19 protein-coding genes are annotated in these 18,895 nt (G+C 60.1%); 15 read left to right on the top strand and 4 right to left on the bottom strand.

Annotation, left to right across the window (positions count from 1 at the left end; translation table 11 throughout):
- Positions 1-195: 195 nt before the first annotated feature.
- Together AB4P94_RS25500 and AB4P94_RS25495 are read left to right on the top strand one after the other, a co-directional pair.
- Complete coding sequence (locus tag AB4P94_RS25500; protein WP_395608060.1) at positions 196-897, top strand: alpha/beta hydrolase; 702 nt, start codon at positions 196-198, stop codon at positions 895-897.
- 158 nt (positions 898-1,055) lie between these two features.
- Positions 1,056-1,796 carry a hypothetical protein gene (locus tag AB4P94_RS25495; protein ID WP_395608059.1) on the top strand — a complete coding sequence of 247 codons (741 nt, stop codon included), beginning with the start codon at positions 1,056-1,058 and terminating at the stop codon, positions 1,794-1,796.
- 2 nt (positions 1,797-1,798) lie between these two features.
- On the opposite strand, the gene AB4P94_RS25490 is transcribed toward AB4P94_RS25495, so the two are convergent.
- Positions 1,799-2,713 (bottom strand): LysR substrate-binding domain-containing protein, encoded by a 915-nt coding sequence (locus AB4P94_RS25490; protein ID WP_395608058.1) that lies wholly within the window; start codon positions 2,711-2,713, stop codon positions 1,799-1,801.
- Between the two features lie 185 nt (positions 2,714-2,898).
- On the opposite strand from AB4P94_RS25490, the gene AB4P94_RS25485 reads away from it, so the two are divergent.
- The 4 genes from AB4P94_RS25485 (at position 2,899) to AB4P94_RS25470 (ending at position 5,736) form a co-directional block, all read left to right on the top strand.
- Entirely contained in the window at positions 2,899-3,312 is a 414-nt protein-coding gene (locus tag AB4P94_RS25485) for an OmpA family protein (RefSeq protein ID WP_395608057.1), read from the top strand.
- 58 nt (positions 3,313-3,370) lie between these two features.
- A complete protein-coding gene (locus AB4P94_RS25480) occupies positions 3,371-4,579 on the top strand; it encodes a serine hydrolase (RefSeq protein ID WP_395608056.1) in 1,209 nt (402 codons plus the stop codon).
- Positions 4,580-4,691: 112 nt separating this feature from the next.
- Positions 4,692-4,970: a hypothetical protein gene (locus AB4P94_RS25475; protein WP_395608055.1), complete on the top strand. Its 279-nt coding sequence runs from the start codon at positions 4,692-4,694 to the stop codon at positions 4,968-4,970.
- 256 nt (positions 4,971-5,226) lie between these two features.
- On the top strand, positions 5,227-5,736 hold the full coding sequence (locus tag AB4P94_RS25470) for a hypothetical protein (protein WP_395608054.1): 510 nt from the start codon (positions 5,227-5,229) through the stop codon (positions 5,734-5,736).
- A gap of 50 nt (positions 5,737-5,786) precedes the next feature.
- On the opposite strand, the gene AB4P94_RS25465 is transcribed toward AB4P94_RS25470, so the two are convergent.
- Both AB4P94_RS25465 and AB4P94_RS25460 read right to left on the bottom strand, forming a co-directional pair.
- A complete protein-coding gene (locus tag AB4P94_RS25465) occupies positions 5,787-6,413 on the bottom strand; it encodes a helix-turn-helix domain-containing protein (protein WP_395608053.1) in 627 nt (208 codons plus the stop codon).
- A gap of 5 nt (positions 6,414-6,418) precedes the next feature.
- Positions 6,419-6,577 carry a hypothetical protein gene (locus tag AB4P94_RS25460; protein WP_395608052.1) on the bottom strand — a complete coding sequence of 53 codons (159 nt, stop codon included), beginning with the start codon at positions 6,575-6,577 and terminating at the stop codon, positions 6,419-6,421.
- Positions 6,578-6,827: 250 nt separating this feature from the next.
- On the opposite strand from AB4P94_RS25460, the gene AB4P94_RS25455 reads away from it, so the two are divergent.
- The 3 genes from AB4P94_RS25455 to AB4P94_RS25445 all read left to right on the top strand — a co-directional run bounded on the left by AB4P94_RS25455 (position 6,828) and on the right by AB4P94_RS25445 (position 10,657).
- Positions 6,828-8,939, top strand: a complete 2,112-nt coding sequence (locus AB4P94_RS25455; RefSeq protein ID WP_395608051.1) for a TonB-dependent receptor family protein — start codon at positions 6,828-6,830, stop codon at positions 8,937-8,939.
- 246 nt (positions 8,940-9,185) lie between these two features.
- Positions 9,186-9,728 carry a sigma-70 family RNA polymerase sigma factor gene (locus AB4P94_RS25450; protein ID WP_395608050.1) on the top strand — a complete coding sequence of 181 codons (543 nt, stop codon included), beginning with the start codon at positions 9,186-9,188 and terminating at the stop codon, positions 9,726-9,728.
- Positions 9,725-10,657: a FecR family protein gene (locus AB4P94_RS25445; protein WP_395608049.1), complete on the top strand. Its 933-nt coding sequence runs from the start codon at positions 9,725-9,727 to the stop codon at positions 10,655-10,657. Before AB4P94_RS25450 ends, AB4P94_RS25445 begins: the two co-directional genes overlap by 4 nt.
- Before the next feature lies 1 nt (position 10,658).
- Here the strand turns inward: AB4P94_RS25445 and AB4P94_RS25440 are convergent, their stop codons facing one another.
- Positions 10,659-12,488, bottom strand: a complete 1,830-nt coding sequence (locus AB4P94_RS25440; RefSeq protein WP_395608048.1) for a sigma-54-dependent Fis family transcriptional regulator — start codon at positions 12,486-12,488, stop codon at positions 10,659-10,661.
- A 351-nt stretch (positions 12,489-12,839) separates the two neighbouring features.
- Here AB4P94_RS25440 and AB4P94_RS25435 point away from each other — a divergent pair, with 351 nt between their 5' ends.
- The 6 genes from AB4P94_RS25435 to AB4P94_RS25410 are packed head-to-tail and all read left to right on the top strand — an operon-like array spanning position 12,840 to position 18,765.
- Positions 12,840-13,934, top strand: coding sequence for an ABC transporter ATP-binding protein (locus AB4P94_RS25435; protein WP_395608047.1), 1,095 nt, complete (start codon positions 12,840-12,842; stop codon positions 13,932-13,934).
- On the top strand, positions 13,934-15,031 hold the full coding sequence (locus AB4P94_RS25430; protein WP_395608046.1) for an ABC transporter ATP-binding protein: 1,098 nt from the start codon (positions 13,934-13,936) through the stop codon (positions 15,029-15,031). Before AB4P94_RS25435 ends, AB4P94_RS25430 begins: the two co-directional genes overlap by 1 nt.
- Complete coding sequence (locus AB4P94_RS25425) at positions 15,028-15,894, top strand: carbohydrate ABC transporter permease (protein WP_017735078.1); 867 nt, start codon at positions 15,028-15,030, stop codon at positions 15,892-15,894. Before AB4P94_RS25430 ends, AB4P94_RS25425 begins: the two co-directional genes overlap by 4 nt.
- Positions 15,895-15,904: 10 nt before the next feature.
- Positions 15,905-16,705: a carbohydrate ABC transporter permease gene (locus tag AB4P94_RS25420; RefSeq protein ID WP_003232361.1), complete on the top strand. Its 801-nt coding sequence runs from the start codon at positions 15,905-15,907 to the stop codon at positions 16,703-16,705.
- Between the two features lie 11 nt (positions 16,706-16,716).
- Positions 16,717-16,989 (top strand): DUF2160 domain-containing protein, encoded by a 273-nt coding sequence (locus tag AB4P94_RS25415; protein ID WP_395608045.1) that lies wholly within the window; start codon positions 16,717-16,719, stop codon positions 16,987-16,989.
- A 33-nt stretch (positions 16,990-17,022) separates the two neighbouring features.
- A complete protein-coding gene (locus AB4P94_RS25410) occupies positions 17,023-18,765 on the top strand; it encodes an ABC transporter substrate-binding protein (protein WP_395608044.1) in 1,743 nt (580 codons plus the stop codon).
- The last annotated feature ends 130 nt before the right edge of the window (positions 18,766-18,895 follow it).

The raw sequence follows: 18,895 nt of genomic DNA, 5'->3' as shown, positions 1-18,895 counted from the left end.
ACATCGTCAAACTCTAGACCACCCGGCGGTGGCTTTCGATCCCGTGAGCGAAAAACCGGAGGATCAGGCAAGTATTCGACAGGATCGCGCCGACGACAGCTCGCACGCTCTGAACCATACTGCGATGTGCCCAAAAAGCACCCGGTTTCAACGTCATTGGCAATCCGTGTTTATTCATCCAACAGGAGTCTGGCGATGAGCAACAAACCTGCGGTTTTACTGGTTCACGGCTTTTGGGGCGGCGCGGCGCACTGGAGCAAGGTCATCCTCGAATTGACGCGCAAGGGCTACACCTCCATTCAGGCGGTTGAAATGCCGCTGACCTCGCTGGCCGACGACGCCGAGCGCACGCGCAAGATGATTGCGCAGCAAAAGGGCCCGGTGCTGTTGGTGGGGCATTCCTACGGCGGCGCAGTGATTACCGAAGCCGGCGATCAGCCCAATGTGGTGGGGCTGGTGTACATCGCCGCGTTCGCGCCGGACGCAGGGGAAAGCCCCGGCGGCATCACGCAACAGCACCTGCCCGCCGCAGCGCCCAATCTTGAGCCGGACAGCGACGGCTACCTGTGGCTCAAGCCGGAAAAATTCCATGAAAGCTTCTGCCAGGACCTGAGCGCCGACGAAGCTCTGGTGATGGCCGTCACCCAGAAGGCGCCTCTGGCCAGCACGTTTGGCGATACCCTTGGCGCGCCTGCCTGGAAGAAGAAACCCTCCTGGTATCAGATTTCCAGCGAAGACCGGATGATCAATCCGCAAAACCAGCAACGCATGTCGGCTCGCCTCAACGCCCGCAAGGTCATCACCCTGGCTGCGAGCCATGCTTCGTTGGCGTCCCAACCGGTCGAAGTGGCCGCATTCATCGATGAGGCCGCGACCGAGGCGCTGACTTCCCGGTAGGGTCCAGGCCACCGCCCTCGTGTCAGCCGCGAGGGCGGTGGCTTGTAGTCCTTTGCTGATCAAGCTGCCCTTGCCGCACTTTTTGGGAATCTCTTGATCTATCCCTGTCACGACCATGCGCATTGAGTGCGTGGCCCACAGAACCTGACTGGGTGCCGATGGATCGAACGTTAACTGCTTTTCTCAGCCGATGGCCGTTGGTGCTGACAACTGTGCTCCTGTTCTGCGCAAGCGGTTGCAGCGGGCAACAGGGGCGCGATATCGCCCGGCAATTCAGTAATGGCAAGCCTGACGAGTTCTTCCAGACCAGCGTTGACCGCATGGCCACCCTGGGCATGCGCGACAACCTGCAAAGCCTCTACCTGTTGATGAACAAACTGTACCTGCGCAACCCCAACCAGTGGCGTCAGTCGGGTTATCCGGACGCGGTGACAGCTGCGCGGGAAATCCGCAAGGCCATCGAAAACCGCCAGCCATTGCCGGCATTGGGTGAGCGGCGTGACCTGGCGGCACTGAGCTATTCCTTGAGCCCGGACTTTCGTGGCGACCGGGTAGGCGCTTTTATCTATGCGATCGGCAGCATGATCGTCACTGCCCACGGCGGGCGCACGCAGTTTTATGTGACTGACTCGATCAACCCGCGGTTTGTCAGCAACGCGGCGCGCAACATCGAGAAAGCCACCTGGCTGCTGGGCCAGCGCCAGGACGCCAATGGCGTGTTGCTGCTGTTTTCCAATGAAATTTCGGAGGAGGGCAGCAACCTCAGCTTTGCGGTGGAGTTCGGCAAGATCGTCGCGCGCCTCGACTTGTTGACCCAGATGCTCGATGAGCGCTACCGGCGCATCGGCCTCAACTACGCGCAGAGCTTGTTGTTGATGAACTTCCTGCCGGTGCAGTGAGGTTATTGCTTGAGGAAGAAACAGCGCTCGCTGGCCTCCACGATGAGCGCCTTGACCACTTTAAGCGCCTGATCATGCTTGCTGCCCACCCGCGTACCCATCCCCAGCTCGTAGGACGGCAACGGTACAGGGCAAGGAAAAGTCTTCAGTGTGGTGATTTTCTCCATCGCTTTCGCCGCGTGAGCGGGCACGGTGGTCAGCAAGTCAGAACCGGCCAACAAAAACGGCACCGCCGCAAAGTGTGAAGTGGACACCTTGAACGTCCGACTGAGGCCTACCGCCGCCAAGCCCTCGTCGACGATGCCGACAAAACCACCGGACGACACCAGCAAATGCGGCCTTTGTGCGTACTCTTCGGCGGTTGCCGGCAGTGTGTTTTCGTTCGCCGTGATGCACAGGTAATTGCCTTCGCCCAGGCGTTGTCTGGTGATCAGCGGCGACGACAAGCCGCCGGCGGTAATGGCGATGTCTATCTGCTGGCGCATCAACATATCCTCGACCACCCCGCTGTGGGTTTGCCGAAAAACGATGCGCAGGCCGGGCAGGCGCTCGTTGATCAGGGACAACAAGGTATGCCCCAAGGCTATTTCGCTGTCATCCGACAAACCGATGGTGAGGGTTCGTCCTTCGATGTTGTTGCTTTCGATGGACAGCGACAGGGCCTGGCGGCACCGGCTCAGGGCTTCGCTGACCAGCGGCGCCAGTTCGCTGGCTTTCACCGTCGGGCGCAAACCACGCCCGGTCCGCTCAAACAGCGCATCGGCGTAAATCAGCCGCAAACGCGCCAGCGCAGCACTGACCGCCGGCTGCGTCACCCCCAGCCGAATGGCAGCCCGGCTCGCACCGCCTTCTTCTATCAGCGCTTCGAAGACTTTTAACAAGTTCAGGTCGATTTCATCAATATCAATGAAATTCATATCAGATAGTCCATTGTGCGCGTTGATCTATATCTTACAGGTCTTCAGTATTTCAGCTCAATTCAAGGGTTTGGCACTGTTGAGAGGTGGGTGTGTTCAGGGTGACTCATGGGGGAGCCGCGCTTGCGCTGTGTTTGCTGTTGCAAAGTTGTTCCAGTTCAACACAGGAGGCTGAGCGCGCGCATTTGCTGTCGATCAGCGAGTTCAACGTTGCGGCGCAAAACAGGTTGCAGCTGTTATCGGATGAACAGGCGGCAGCGAATGTTTACGTCATTTACTTCGCGTCCGGCAGTAGTGCGCTGAGTGAAGAGAGTGAGGCGGGCCTGAAGTTTGTGGCTCAACTGTTGATTGATAACCCGTCGGTGCAATTGACGGTGGAAGGTCACACGGATAACGCGGGCGGGTTTCAAGACAACATTGTGTTGGGTGAGGCTCGGGCCAGAGCCATTCGCGCGCGCCTTGTCGAGCTGGGCGTGTTGGGCGGGCAGGTTCAGGTGGTCTCTTATGCGGACCTTTACCCGGCGCAATTGGGTGATGACGAGGCGGCCTATCAGTTGAACCGGCGCGCCGTGCTGGAGTTTGAAGGGCTGCGCGGCTGATGTACTCAAACCGTTGGGTTTGAGCTAAATGATGGGTTGAAAGTGATTGTCAGGGTTTATGAATAACAGTGAATGGGCTCGAAAGTTTGTGTGCGGCGTGGTCGCGTGTTGGATGGTGTTTTATACGGTTGGCGTAGGTGCTCAAGCGCTTGTTGTTCCACCGCGAGTGGCGGCTTCTTCCTGGCTGGTGATGGAGTACGAAAGTGGCCAAGTGCTCGCGCACTCCAATGCCGACGAAAAGACCGACCCCGCCAGCCTGGCGAAGATCATGACCAGCTATGTGGTGGGCCAGGCGATCAAATCCGAGTCGCTCAGCGTGCTCGACGAGGTCACGGTGAATCGGGATGCCTGGGCGGCGGCCAATCCGCAGCTTCGGGGTTCCTCCCTGATGTTTCTTGAGCCCGACAGCCGGGTAACGGTCGGTGATCTCAACAAGGGCATGGTGGTGCAGTCGGGGAATGATGCCTGTATCGCGCTGGCGGACTACATCGCCGGTGGGCAGGCAGCGTTCGTGGCGGTGATGAATGACTACGCGAATAAACTCGGGCTCTCCAACACCCGGTTCAAGACCGTCCATGGCCTGGAGGCAGCAGGGCAATTCACCACTGCGCGGGACTTGGCCATTTTGAGCCGGGCGCTGATTCAGGACCTGCCGGAAGAATACGCGCTCTACAAGCAGCGCGAATTTGCCTACAAGGGCATTCGCCAAATCAACCGCAACCGGTTGTTATGGAGCACAGGGCTCACGGTGGATGGACTAAAGACAGGCTATTCAAAAGCGTCGGGTTTCAGTCTGGTTTCTTCCGCCGTGGTGGGTGATATGCGGTTGATTGTTGTCGTGCTGGGGGCTGCAAATGACCGGGCCCGGTTTCAGGAGTCGCAAAAGCTGCTGAAGTGGGGCGCCCGCTCTTTTGAACGGCGCGTGGCCATCGGCCCTGATGAGGTATACGCAAGCAGGCGCATCTGGTTTGGTGATACGTCTACGGTGAGACTCAATGCCGCAGATCAGGGCGCGATCGTCGTGCCTTATGGGCTGGCTGACGATCTGCACGCCACGGCTGTGCTGAGCCAACCCGTGCTGACAGCGCCGCTGGAGAAAGGTCAGGTGGTCGGCGTCATTGATTTTCAAATAGCTGGCAAGTCGGTTGCTCAAACACCTTTGGTGGTGATGGACAGGGTAGAAGAGGGCGGTTTCTTGAGCCGGGCCTGGGATTACTTGCTGTTGAAGGTACTGCAAGGGTTGGGCCTTTGTGTGTCCTGCACCTGAGGTGCGGTAATTCCTGTTTGCGTGTAGGAAACGGCCTATCTTGCGGCCCATCTGTTGAAACACCTCCTCGTCGGCAATAGCCTCGGACTTTTCCTAATGATGAGTGCCTGCCTTGGGTAAGCGAAAAACGGTTTGGCCCACTGAACGTGAAGTTCGCCTGCGATTTATCCTGTTTGCCGTGATCGATGTGGCGAGCGCCCAGGGCGCTCCCGCTGAACTGTTATTGCCGGCGCACAAACTGCTACGCACCTCACCGACAGAAGTTCAGCTGCGCGAAACACTCGCCGGGATTCTGGCCTGCAACGAGATGGCTGGCTTCCGGTTTACACCGGGTTCTGAGGCGCAAGAGTTTATGCAGGCGCTTGAACCCGGGCTTTTTCAGGCGGGTTAGATCGTTTATTTCCTTCCGGTTGGTCTCAATGACTGAAACGAATATCCATAACGCCGGTTAAGCAGGCTTGGTGGAAGATTGCGGCGTTATCACATCGAATTGATGGCTATTGCGCCGTTTGATGCTGTGTTGTTCAACCAATCGGGTCCTTGAACATCCATTTCTGCTGCTCTGCCGCCGTCTTGCGCCGCCCTCTGGCGTCTCTAGAATCGGCGCCAGAACTTAGCCATTTCCTGTCGATTACGGAGTTTCGAACATGATGAATGCAATGCAGATGCCGATGAACGCTTCCATGCCAATGATGCCGATGATGGGCATGCCGATGATGATGGCCACCCTGAAATGCGAAATGGCCGCTGACGCCATGATGTGCACCATGAAGCCGGCCGCCGGCATGGACATGGCTCAGTTCAAGACCAACGCCGAAATGATGGCGATGATGATGAACTGCGGCATGCCGATGATGATGCAGTGCGCCAACCTGTCGATGATGTGCCTGTCGGCCGACGCCATGAAAATGATGACTGACATGAACATGCCGATGATGCCGATGATGGCCATGGGCATGTCGATGCCAATGATGAAGTGCATGATGGAATGCACCCTGATGGGCGACAGCATGATGTGCAAAATGATGCCGATGCCAGGCATGAGCATGGAGATGATGAACAACTGCTGCATGCTGATGAACAAAATGATGAACGACTGCGCCATGCCGATGATGATGAGCTGCAACGGCATGCCGATGATGTGCTGCACCTGCTGACAGGTCCTGCGCCATAAAAAACGCCCCGACTTATCGGGGCGTTTTGCATTTCAGTCCAGGCGTTCCGGGTAGGTGATCACCAGGAAGGCCACTGCTTCACTGTCTGCCGGGTTGCGGTAGCGATGGGGTTGGTCGGCGTAGAACAGAATCGAATCACCGGTGGAGAGCAGGTAGCGTTCGTCATTGACGCTGACTTCCAGCACGCCTTGGGCGACCACCAGGTTCTCCTGGATGCCGGGGCCGTGGCCCTCGGAAATTTCTTCGCCGAGTGCGCGTAAACGGATCTCGTAGAACTCCGATTGGCGCGCCGTATCGTAGGGAAACAGCGCACGGCTGACGAAGGCGCCGTCGGCACTCACCAGGCGTTTGCTCTGCTGTGCGGGCAACACCTCGACGCCTTCGAAGGCTCGATCTTCCAGAAACGCTGCCACCGACACCTTCAAACCCTTGGCGATTTTGCACAGCACCTTGATCGACGGCACGCTGCGCCCGGATTCGATCTGCGCCAGCATCGCCCGGCTCACACCGCAGGCGCGCGCCAAACCATCCAGCGACAAATGGCGTTTGCTGCGCAGGCGCTGCAGGTTCTGCGCAACACAGAGGCTGGTGTCGTCGTCATCGGTGCCGGGTTTGGGCAGGGGAGCAGGCGGTTCGGGCAACACGTGCAGGAAATTCATCGGCCTTACGCCCGGCGAGTATCGCTGGGCTGTGCCGTCTGCGCGGCGAACACTGCCAAGCCGGCGCGTGCGGCGTACATCGCCCACATCAACTCGCCTGCAGCCCGCGCCTGGCGGCGTTTGCGGTGAAGGGAGAAGTCGATGAGGGTGGCGGATGTCTGCATGGTGGCGATCTCGTGGGGCTTGGGTGACTCAGTGGCTCCACAGTAATGCGTGGCGGTTATTTCCTTAAATACTGAGTTTGCATGTGTTAATTCGATTTCGGACTTAAAAAACAAAATGCGTCCGAGGCTGTTGTAGGAAGGCGCCGATCCGTTAATCAAGAGTGACTTGATGGGGCCCCTTGGCTTCCCATCACCGTTCGCGTGATGGCTACGGCTTGTCACGCCCCCGAATTCCAAGGATTTGCCCCCGATGCTGTTGCGCCAAACCCCGCTCCTTTTCACCGCCCTGACCCTGGCGTCCCCGTTGCACGCCGAAGCACTGCAACTGGCCCCGGTCGAAGTCACCAGCAGCGAAGCCAGTACCGGGGAAGTCGCCCAGGCGCAACTCAAGAGCGTGCCCGGCGGCACCAATTACATCGACATGAACAGCGTGCAGCAGGGGCGGGTGAGCACCAACGAAGAGGTGTTCAAGTACCAGGCCGGGGTGTACGCCAAGGCGGCAAATAATGAGGGGGTGAAGCTGTCGATTCGCGGTTCGGGCTTGAACCGCAGCCCGGGTTCCCATGCCTCCGGGCTTTATGAGATGTTCGACGGCCTGCCCTTGACCGGCCCGGGCGGTACGCCTTACGAGCTCAAAGACCCGCTGTGGCAAAGCCGGGTTGAGGTGCTGCGCGGCGCCAATGGTTTTGATCAGGGCGCGCTGGCGTTGGGGGGCTCGGTCAACTACGTGACCCGCACCGGCTATGACGCGCCCAGGTTGCAGGTGCGTTATGAAGCCGGCAGCCGCGGGTACGCCCAGCGCGAGATCAGCTCCGGCCAGGTGCTGGGCGATGCCGACTACTACGTCAGCCTCACTGACTTGCAATCCGACGGCTATCAGCACCAGAGCGCCGGCACCGGAAAGGGCGTAGCGGCCAATTTTGGCTACCGGTTCAACCCGGACCTGGAAACGCGCTTCTATTTCCGATACCGCGAAACCACCAACGACACGCCCGGCAAGCTGACCCGCTACCAAATCAGCCACGACCCACGCGCCGCCGCCAGCCTGAACGTCGCCCGCGATTCCAAGCGCCTGCAACCGGGGTCTACCTGGATCGCCAACAAAACCACCTTGCAGTTGGACGACAATGCCCGCATCGAGGCCGGGTTGGCCTATCACGACTATCCGATGGACCTGCGCGAAGGTACCAACCGCCTGAAGGTCGCCTACACCGACATCAGCAGCACCCTGAATTACATTCGCCAGGACACCGTGTTCGGCCACGCCAGCAGAACCACGGTGGGACTGCGCACCACCCAGGCGATGCCGAACAACGGCGCGTCGGAATACGTCCGCACGCCTGCCGGGAATACTGCCACCTACGCCCCCGGCACCAAAACCCGGGATTACAGCTATTTGGGTTCCGACACCGTGCTGCACGTCGGCAATGAGCTGGAACTGGTCCCGGACCTGTGGCTGACCACCGGCCTGGCCGCGATCTACACGCGCCGTGAAACCGAAGTGACTTACCCGCAAACCCACTCGCCTACAAGCCAGCACGATTGGGATTACGCGCCACGCGTCGGCCTACGCTACGACTTTTCCCCGCAGTTGCAGGTGTACGGTAACCTCAGCCGTTCGGTGGAGCCGCCGCACGCGTGGTCGATGATCTGGGGTTCCAACCGGTATTTCGCCAGTGGCCCGGCCAAGGGCCTGGCCCGCGAAGGCGTCAACCTGCGTAATCAGAGCGCGACGACCCTGGAAGTCGGTGGCCGTGGCGAATCCGCGTTCGGCGAATGGGACCTGGCGCTGTACCGTTCCGAAGTGCGCCACGAATTGCTCACCGTCGAAACCCAGGCGCAAACCTCCACCAGCGATGCCGTGGTCGCTGAAGCCAACGCCAGCCCCACGGTGCACCAGGGTGTGGAGCTGAGCCTGCTCAGCCCGTTGTGGGACGGCGGCCGCAATGGCCGGCTCGCCCTGCGCCAAGCCTATACCTACAGCGACTTCCACTACCGCGACGACGACCGCTTCGGTGACAACGCCCTGCCGGGCATCCCCAAACATTACTACCAGGCGCAGTTGCGCTATAGCCATCCGACGGGCTTGTACACCAGTTTCAACACCGAGCATTCCTCAAAAGTGGCGGTGGATTACGCCAATTCCTACTACGCCGCGTCCTACACCACCCTGGGTGCCACGTTCGGTTACGACGCGCCAAAGCAGGACTGGCAAGCCTGGGTCGACCTGCGCAACCTCACCAATCGGCGCTATGCCAACACCGTCACTCCCGGTTATGACGACAAAGGTCTGGACGTTGCCCGCTCAACCCCGGCAGACGGGCGCGGCATCTACACCGGGGTGTCGTGGAGCTGGCGTTAAACCGGCTTGGCAAACACCGCTATCCAATGTGGGAGCTGGCTTGCCTGCGATAGCGGTTTATCAGCCAAATTGGATTCGCCTGACCCACCGCGATCGCAGGCAAGCCAGCTCCCACATTGTTGACCGGGTTCGGCTTTAAACCAGGGAAGGGGCATTAAGGCGGCCCGCAGGCCCCTTGCTCCCACTGCGTTTTACTGGCATTGTTCGCGCAATTGGTAACATTTCCCATTTGAGAAGTTTTTGCGCATGCATGACATTCCGGCCGCGCCGGGCGATTGCGCCCGTCAGCAGACCCTTACGGCAATGTACAGCGAGCACCACGGCTGGTTGCACGGCTGGCTGCGCAAAAAACTCGGTTGTTCCCAGCATGCCGCCGACCTGGCCCATGACGCCTTTATCCGCGTGCTGATGCTGGCCGAGCCGCACACTATCAAGGAACCCCGCGCGTTCCTGGCCACCACGGCAGGAAGGCTGCTGATCGATGGCGCCCGGCGTCGGCGCATTGAAAAAGCCTACATGGAAGCCCTGGCCATTCAGTGCGAAGACGCCGGCATGCCGGACCCCGCCGCGATCCACGTAGCCCTGCAAGCCCTGGAACGCATCACCGAAATGCTCGCCGGCCTGCCCGCGAAAACCCGTGAAGCTTTCCTGTTGAGCCGTCTCGACGGGCTGACCTACAGCGAAATCGCCACCCGCCTGGACGTGTCTTCCAGCACGGTCAAAAACTACATTTCCACCGCGCTGGTGCACTGCTACCACAGCCTGCATGGCGCGGACCCGTTGGCATGAGTTCCGAACAGATCATCCAGCAAGCGGCGAATTGGCTGACACGCCTGCACGACGAAGACTTCAGCGACGCCGACCGCCAAGCCTTCAATAGCTGGTGCCAGGCCGACCCTCGTCACGCCGTGGCCATCCAGCGCATGCGCACCCTGTGGGGCAACTTCGACACCTTGCCCGCGCGGCCGGCGCGCATGGCCCTGAATCGGGCCTTTGCCCCCCCACGCTCGCGCGGCGCCCAAGTGCTGGGTGTGCTCGGTGTGGTGTTGTGCGGCTGGTTTGGCGTGCAGCACCTGCCCGTGTGGATGGCTGACCAGCGTACCGGGGTCGGTGAGCGCCGACAGATTGCGCTGGAAGACGGCAGCCAGTTGCAGCTCAACAGCAATTCGGCGGTGGACGTGAAGTTCGACGGCCGCCAACGCGTGATCGAATTGCTGCAAGGCGAACTCTGGGTGGAAGTGGCCAAGGATGCGCAGCGGCCTTTCGTGGTGCGCACCGATCAAGGCACGGCCACCGCGCTGGGCACCCGTTATCTGGTCAAGCGCGCGGAGGATGGCACCACAGTGGTCACCGTGATCGAATCCACGGTGGCGGTCAAAGGTGACGCCGACGAAGGGGTCAAGGTGGCGGCAGGCCAGCGGTCGGTGCTCGATCACGGCCGCGCCGAACCGCCACAGCCCATTGGCAATGCAGACCCGGCCGCCTGGACCCGTGGCCTGCTCAAGGTCAACGACCAGCCCTTGAGCGAGGTGCTGCAAACCCTGGCCAGCTACCGCCACGGCCTGGTGCGCTTCGATCCCCAGGCCCTGCACAACCTGCGAGTTTCCGGTGTGTTCAAGCTGGACGACACGACAGCGGCCTTATCAGCCCTCGCCGACAACCTGCCGATCCGGGTCGAGTACTTCACCGACCTGCTGGTGGTGGTCAAGCCGCGCTAGGTCAGCCTTCGTTCTGGCGCAGGCGTTTGTACAAGGTATTGCGGCTGACGCCCAATTCCCGCGCGAGGTGGGAAATGTTCCCGCCTGCTGCCTTCAGACGTTGGGTCAGATCAATGCTGTCGTCCACGAACTCGTGTGCGGGTGGGGGCGTTTCTTTCAGATCCACAAAAAAGTCATCCGGCAAATGCTCCGGGCGGATCGGCTGTTCTTCGGCCATCGCCAGCGCCACCTGCAATACGCTGCTGACTTGACGCAAATTGCCCGGCCACGGGTGTTGTTCAAACAGCGCCAGCACTTCGTTGCTCAGCCCGGCCCATTGGGTCGGCTCACGATGTTGCTGCCACAGTTGCTGGAACAGCGCGCGCTTGTCCGTTCGCTCACGCAATGGCGGCAGTTCCAGGGTCAGGCCGCCGATGCGGTAGTACAAATCCTCACGAAAGCGCCCCGCCTGCACCCATTCGCGCAGCGTGCGGTTGGTGGCAGAGATGATCCGCAAGTCCACCGGGAATAACTCGCTGCTGCCCACCGGCTGCACGCAACGCTCCTGCAACACGCGTAGCAGGCGGGCCTGGGTCGGCAACGGCATATCGCCAATTTCATCGAGAAACAGCGTGCCCTTGTCCGCCTTGCGGATCAGGCCGATGCTGCCTTTCTGGTTCGCACCGGTGAACGCGCCTTTTTCGTAGCCGAACAACTCCGATTCCACCAGCTCAGCAGGAATCGCCGCACAGTTCACCGCGATAAATGCCTGACGGCTGCGCGAGCTGGCCTGGTGCAGGGCTTTGACGAACACCTCTTTGCCCACGCCGGTCTCGCCGTGGATCAGCAGCGGAATGTCTTTTTCCAGCAGGCGTTCTGCCTGGCGCACGGCCTTTTCGACACGGGCGTCGCCAAAATGCAGGGTCTTGAGGCCAATGGTGCTCGGCTTTTGCGGTAAAGGTTCGCTGGGTTTTAGTTCGCTGAACACCCGCGCCTGTACCGGCATTTTCTTCGGGCGCTTCAACAAACATTGAAACCGGTTGCGTCCCGCCGCCTGCAAGGAAAACGGCAAACCTTCGGGCTGGTTCAACAGTTCCAGCAGCGAGACCTTGAACAAACTGTCGATCAGCACCCGAGACAGGCTGATGCCGAGCAAATTATCGGCGCGACGGTTGGCCGACAGCACCTGGCCGCTGTCATCGAAAATCAGCAGGCCCGCCCATTGGCTGTCGAGGTTGTTCAGGCCGGTGTTGAAGGTCAGTTGGAAATGCTCACCGCGAAACAGGTTGAGGATCAGCCGGTTTTCCACGGTCTGGCTCATCATCTTGACCATGCCCAGGGTGTGGGAGGGCGGCAGGTAACTGTCGCTGGACACATCCAGCACGGCGATGATTTCGCGCTGCACATCGAAGATCGGCGCCGCCGAGCCGGTCATGAAGCGGTTGGCCTTGAGGAAGTGTTCGTCGTGCTCAATGTGCACCGCCTGGGCACAGGCCAGCGCGGTACCGATGGCATTGGTGCCGCTGGAGCGTTCCCTCCAGCTGGCGCCGGGGTTGAAGCCGCGCGCCAGTTTCGGCTCGATAAACCGCTGGGTGCCCCATGAGGTCAGCACCTGCCCCTGGTTGTCGGCCAGCATGATCAGGCAGTTGGAGTTGCTCAGGATGTTTTCGTAATAGGGCAGGACTTCCTGGTGGGTGGTCTGCACCAAAGAGTGCTGGCTTTCCAGTAACTGGCTGATGCCCTCGGCGGGCAGTTGGTCGAAGCTGGGAGGGCTTTGGTGGTCCAGGCCAAAGGCGCGGCAACGGCGCCAGGATTCCTGGATAAGGGTGTCGTGAGCCAAGGGTTCGGCCATGGTGACCTTCTTTTTATTGTTATGGGGTCTTGCACAATCTAACGGTTTGAACTGGATCAAAATGTGGGAGCGGGCTTGCTCGCGAATGCGGCAGGTCAGCCAATAGATAAGTCGACTGGTTCACCGCTTTCGCGAGCAAGCCCGCTCCCACATTTGTTCTGTGTTGGGCATGAGAGTGTTGTTCAGAACTGTTCATTGTCAAGCCTGTAGGTGTTCAATTGTTCAGCAGCAGTGTTCACTCCTGAACATCGCAATGACCCCATTTCTTTACACATCAACCACTTGCCGTTTTGGCACGAAACTCGCTCTGACGAATGGCCAGATTCATTCCAATAATAAAAAGGTCGTGTCATGTCATTGACCCTGGAGCACGTCACCCGCGTCGTTGAAGGCCAAACCTGGATCGACGATGCCAACCTGCGTTTCGAAGCCGGTTCCTTCAACGTCCTGCTCGGCCGTACCCTGTCCGGCAAAACCAGCCTGATGCGCCTGATGGCCGGCCTGGACAAACCCGACAGCGGCCGCATCCTGATGAACGGCGTGGACGTCACGCAAAAGCCGGTGCGCCTGCGCAACGTCTCGATGGTCTACCAGCAGTTCATCAACTACCCGACCATGACCGTGTTCGAAAACATCGCCTCTCCGTTGCGCCAGGCTGGTGTGTCTGACGAAGTGATCCAGAGCAAAGTGCTGGAAACCGCGAAGATGCTGCGCATCGAAAAATTCCTCAAGCGCCACCCGCTGGAGTTGTCTGGCGGCCAGCAGCAACGCACGGCCATGGCCCGCGCGCTGGTCAAGGATGCCGAGCTGATCCTGTTTGATGAGCCACTGGTGAACCTGGACTACAAACTGCGCGAAGAACTGCGCCAGGAAATGCGCGAGCTGTTCAAGGCGCGCCACACCATCGCCATCTACGCCACCACCGAACCCAACGAAGCACTGGCCCTGGGCGGTACCACTACCATTCTTCACGAAGGCCGGGTGATCCAGAGCGGCAAGGCTGCCGAGGTCTACCACCAGCCGCAAACCGTGTTGGCGGCCGAGCTGTTTTCCGAGCCGCCGATCAACCTGATGCCGGGGCGGATCAGCGGCAATGAAGTGAGCTTCGCCAATTTCGTGCACTTTCCGTTGAACGTCGACCTGCGCCCCATCGGCGAGGGCGAGTTCCGCTTCGGCGTACGCCCCAGCCATATCAGCCTGGTGCCAAGCAACGACGATGACCTGGAGCTGGCGGTGACCGTGGAAGTCGCCGAAATCAGCGGCTCGGAAACCTTTCTGCATGTGCGCAGCGAGCACTTCCTGCTGGTGCTGCACTTGCCGGGGGTACACGAGTACGACGTCGACGCGCCGATCCGCGTGTATATCCCCACCCATAAACTGTTTGTGTTCGATGGTCAGGGCCGCTTGGTCCAGGCCCCCGGGCGCCGTGTCGCGAGGGTTGCCTGATGGCCGAGATCCATTTGCAGAACCTGGCCCACAGCTACAGCCCTGCGCCGAACGGCCCTGAGGACTACGCGATTCGGGAAATGAACCATGTGTGGGAGCAGGGCGGGGCCTATGCCTTGCTCGGGCCGTCGGGCTGCGGCAAGTCGACCTTGCTCAATATCATCTCCGGCCTGCTCAGCCCGTCCGAAGGCCAGGTGCTGTTTGACCACAAGGTGGTCAACGAGCTGACCCCGGAAAAACGCAACATCGCCCAGGTGTTTCAGTTTCCGGTGGTGTACGACACCATGACCGTGTTCGACAACCTGGCCTTCCCCCTGCGAAACCAGGGCATGGCCGAGGCGAAAGTGCACAGCAAGGTGCAGGAAATTGCCGAGGTTCTTGACCTGCAAAACCTGCTGACCAAGAAAGCCCGCAACCTCACCGCCGACGAAAAACAGAAAGTCTCCATGGGCCGTGGCCTGGTGCGCGACGACGTGTCGGCGATCCTGTTCGATGAACCGCTGACGGTGATCGACCCGCACCTGAAGTGGAAACTGCGGCGCAAGCTCAAGCAGATCCACGAGCAGTTCAACATCACCATGGTCTACGTGACCCACGACCAGCTTGAAGCTTCGACCTTCGCCGACAAGATCGCGGTGATGTACGGCGGGCAGATCGTGCAGTTCGGTACGCCGCGCGAACTGTTCGAGCGGCCCAGCCACACGTTTGTCGGCTATTTCATCGGCAGCCCGGGGATGAATCTGATTGAGGTGCAGGCCGAGGCGGGCGGAGTGCGTTTTGCCGGCACGCTGTTGCCGTTGCCCGAGTCGTTGCAGCAACGCCTGCGCGACACGGACTACAAAAAGCTGCAGGTCGGCATCCGCCCGGAATTTATCCACGTGTGGGATGAGTACAACCCTGACGCGATGCAGGCCGATGTCGTGCACGTTGAAGACCTTGGCACCTACAAGATCATGACCCTCAACCTCGACGGTGCGCCGTTGAAAGTGCGCCTGGCCGAAGACAAACCGGTGCCCGAAGGCAAGGCCTCCATCAGCTTCCCCGCGCAATGGCTGATGGTCTACGCCGACGACTACCTGCTGGAGGTGCAGCCATGAACAAGGTGCAGAACAACAAGGCCTGGTGGCTGGTATTGCCGGTGTTCCTGCTGGTGGCATTCAGTGCGGTGATCCCGATGATGACCGTGGTCAACTACTCGGTGCAGGACATCTTTGACCAATCCAGCCGCTACTTCGTCGGCGCCGACTGGTACAAGCAAGTGCTGCTCGACCCGCGCCTGCATGACTCATTGCTGCGCCAGTTCATCTATTCGGCGTGTGTACTGCTGATCGAAATCCCCCTGGGCATCGCCATCGCCCTGACCATGCCGACCAAGGGCCGCTGGTCGTCGCTGGTGTTGATCATCCTCGCCATTCCGCTGCTGATTCCGTGGAACGTGGTCGGCACGATCTGGCAGATTTTCGGCCGCGCCGACATCGGTTTGCTCGGTTACAGCCTCAACGCGTTGGGCATCAGCTACAACTACGCGGCGAACACGGCGGACGCCTGGGTGACCGTGCTGGTGATGGATGTGTGGCACTGGACCTCGCTGGTGGCGCTGCTGTGTTATTCGGGGCTGCGGGCGATTCCGGATGTGTACTACCAGGCCGCGCGGATTGATCGTGCGTCCGCCTGGGCGGTTTTCCGACATATCCAGTTGCCGAAGATGAAAAGCGTGCTGTTGATCGCGGTGATGCTGCGCTTCATGGACAGCTTCATGATCTACACCGAGCCGTTCGTACTGACCGGCGGCGGGCCGGGGAACGCCACCACGTTCCTGAGTCAGACGCTGACCCAGATGGCCGTAGGCCAATTCGACCTGGGCCCGGCGGCCGCATTCTCGCTGGTGTATTTCCTGATCATCCTGTTGGTGTCCTGGCTGTTCTACACCGCCATGACCCACTCCGACGCCAACCGCTGAGGCCGCCGACATGAGCAAACGCAAGCTTATTCCGCTGCTGATCTACATCCTGTTCCTGCTGGTGCCGATCTACTGGCTGCTGAACATGTCCTTCAAGAGCAACACTGAAATCCTCGGCGGGCTGACGCTGTTTCCGCAGGATTTCACCCTGGCCAACTACAAGGTGATCTTCACCGACCCGAGCTGGTACACCGGTTACCTCAACTCGCTGTACTACGTGAGCCTGAACACGGTGATCTCCCTGAGCGTGGCGCTGCCGGCAGCCTATGCCTTTTCGCGCTACCGCTTTCTGGGCGACAAGCACCTGTTCTTCTGGCTGCTGACCAACCGCATGGCGCCGCCGGCGGTCTTTCTGCTGCCGTTCTTCCAGCTGTATTCGTCGATTGGCCTGTTCGATACCCACATTGCCGTGGCGCTGGCCCATTGCCTGTTCAACGTGCCGCTGGCGGTGTGGATTCTGGAGGGCTTCATGTCCGGTGTGCCCAAGGAAATCGATGAAACGGCCTACATCGACGGCTACAGCTTTCCCAAATTTTTCGTGAAGATTTTTATCCCGCTGATCGGCTCCGGCATCGGTGTGACGGCGTTCTTCTGCTTCATGTTTTCCTGGGTCGAGCTGCTGCTGGCGCGCACGCTGACGTCGGTCAACGCCAAGCCGATCGCGGCGGTGATGACGCGTACGGTCTCGGCGTCCGGTATCGATTGGGGCGTGCTGGCGGCGGCGGGGGTGTTGACCATCCTGCCGGGCATGCTGGTGATCTGGTTTGTTCGCAACCACGTGGCCAAGGGCTTTGCCCTGGGCCGGGTCTAGAGGAGTCGATGATGGAATGGATGGCCTGGACCACCCCCACCGCGCTGTTTTTTGCTGGCATCGCCTTGATCCTGGTGGGCATGACCACCTGGGAGCTGCGCTCGCCGAGCATCCCCCGGCGCGGCTTTTTACCGATCAGCACCACCCGTGGTGATCGCCTGTTTATTGGTCTTCTCGGCAGCGCCTACCTGCATTTGCTGGTAATCGGCGCAACCGGCTGGAGCATCTGGGTGGCGACTGCGCTGTCCCTGGTGTGGCTGTTGTGTGTGATGCGTTGGGGCTAGTGCTCCGCTTGAATAAACAACCAGGAGGTCTCTATGTTCGATAAAAACAATAAGCTGCGACATAGCATTTCATTGGCCGCCGTACTGGCCCTCAGCGGTTTGAGCGCCACGGCCTGGGCCGATGCGTATGAAGATGCCGCGAAAAAATGGATCGGCAGTGAGTTCAAACCGTCCACGCTCACCGACGCCCAACAGCTCGAAGAGTTGAAATGGTTTATCAAGGCTGCCGAACCGTTCCGTGGGATGAAGATCAACGTGGTGTCGGAAACCCTCACCACCCACGAGTACGAGTCCAAGGTGCTGGCCAAGGCCTTCACCGAAATCACCGGCATCAAGCTGACCCACGACCTGCTGCAGGAAGGCGACGTGGTGGAGAAGCTGCAAACCCAGATGCAGTCCGACAAAAACATCTATGACGGCTGGGTCAACGATTCCGACTTGATCGGTACGCACTTCCGCTACGGCAAAACCGAATCCATCACCGATCTGATGGCCAACGAAGGCAAGGACTTCACCTCGCCGACCCTGGACATCAAGGATTTTATCGGCATCTCTTTCACCACCGCGCCGGACGGCAAGGTCTATCAACTGCCGGATCAACAGTTTGCCAACCTGTACTGGTTCCGCGCCGACTGGTTCGAACGCGCCGATCTGAAAGCCAAGTTCAAGGAAAAATACGGTTACGAACTCGGCGTACCGGTGAACTGGTCGGCCTATGAAGACATCGCCAAATTCTTCAGCGAAGACGTCAAGGAAATCGACGGCAAGCGCATTTATGGGCACATGGACTACGGCAAAAAAGACCCGTCCCTGGGCTGGCGCTTCACCGATGCCTGGTTCTCCATGGCCGGTGGCGGCGACAAAGGTTTGCCCAACGGCTTGCCGGTGGACGAGTGGGGCATTCGCGTGGAGGACTGCCACCCGGTGGGCTCCAGCGTGACCCGTGGCGGTGACACCAACGGCCCGGCCGCCGTGTTTGCCACGCAGAAATACGTGGACTGGATGAAAGCCTACGCGCCACCGGAAGCGGCGGGCATGACCTTCTCCGAGTCCGGCCCGGTGCCGTCCCAGGGCAACATTGCCCAGCAGATCTTCTGGTACACCGCGTTTACCGCCGACATGACCAAGCCGGGCCTGCCGGTGGTGAACGCCGACGGCACGCCGAAGTGGCGCATGGCGCCGTCGCCGGTCGGGCCGTATTGGGAAAAAGGCATGAAAAAGGGCTATCAGGACGTGGGTTCCTGGACCTTCCTCAAGTCCACACCCGAGAAGCAGAAACTCGCGGCATGGCTCTACGCGCAGTTCGTGACCTCGAAAACCGTCTCGCTGAAAAAAACCATCGTCGGCCTGACGCCGATTCGTGAGTCCGACATCAACTCCCAGGCCATGACCGACCTGGCGCCGAAGCTCGGTGGCCTGGTGGAGTTCTACCGCAGCCCGGCCCGTGTCGAGTGGACCCCGACCGGCACCAACGTGCCGGACTACCCTCGTTTGGCGCAATTGTGGTGGAGCAACATCGCCGCCGCCGCCAGCGGCGAGAAAACTCCACAGCAGGCGCTGGACAACCTGGCCAAGGAGCAGGACGCGATCATGACGCGCCTGGAGCGCTCCAAGGTGCAACCGGTGTGCGGCCCGAAAATGAACCCCGAGCGTGACGCGCAATACTGGTTCGACCAGCCGGGTGCGCCGAAGCCGAAACTGGCGAACGAGAAGCCGAAAGGCGAGACGGTGGCTTACGGTGACTTGCTCAAGTCGTGGGAGGCGGCGCGTAAGTAAGCACAGGCTCTCAGTAGAGAGTTGGCTTCCTGTGGCGAGCGGGCTTGTTGTCGCAAATGAGCTTGTGGTGTCGAGCGGGTGGTTGTGGCGAGCGGGCTTGCCCCGCGTTGGGCTGCGAAGCAGCCCCAAA

It is taken from the genome of Pseudomonas sp. B22129, from assembly GCF_044218875.1.
Classification (GTDB): Bacteria; Pseudomonadota; Gammaproteobacteria; order Pseudomonadales; family Pseudomonadaceae; genus Aquipseudomonas.
Note: the sequence above shows the minus strand (reverse complement) of the source record. Positions and strands in the feature narration are given on the sequence as shown.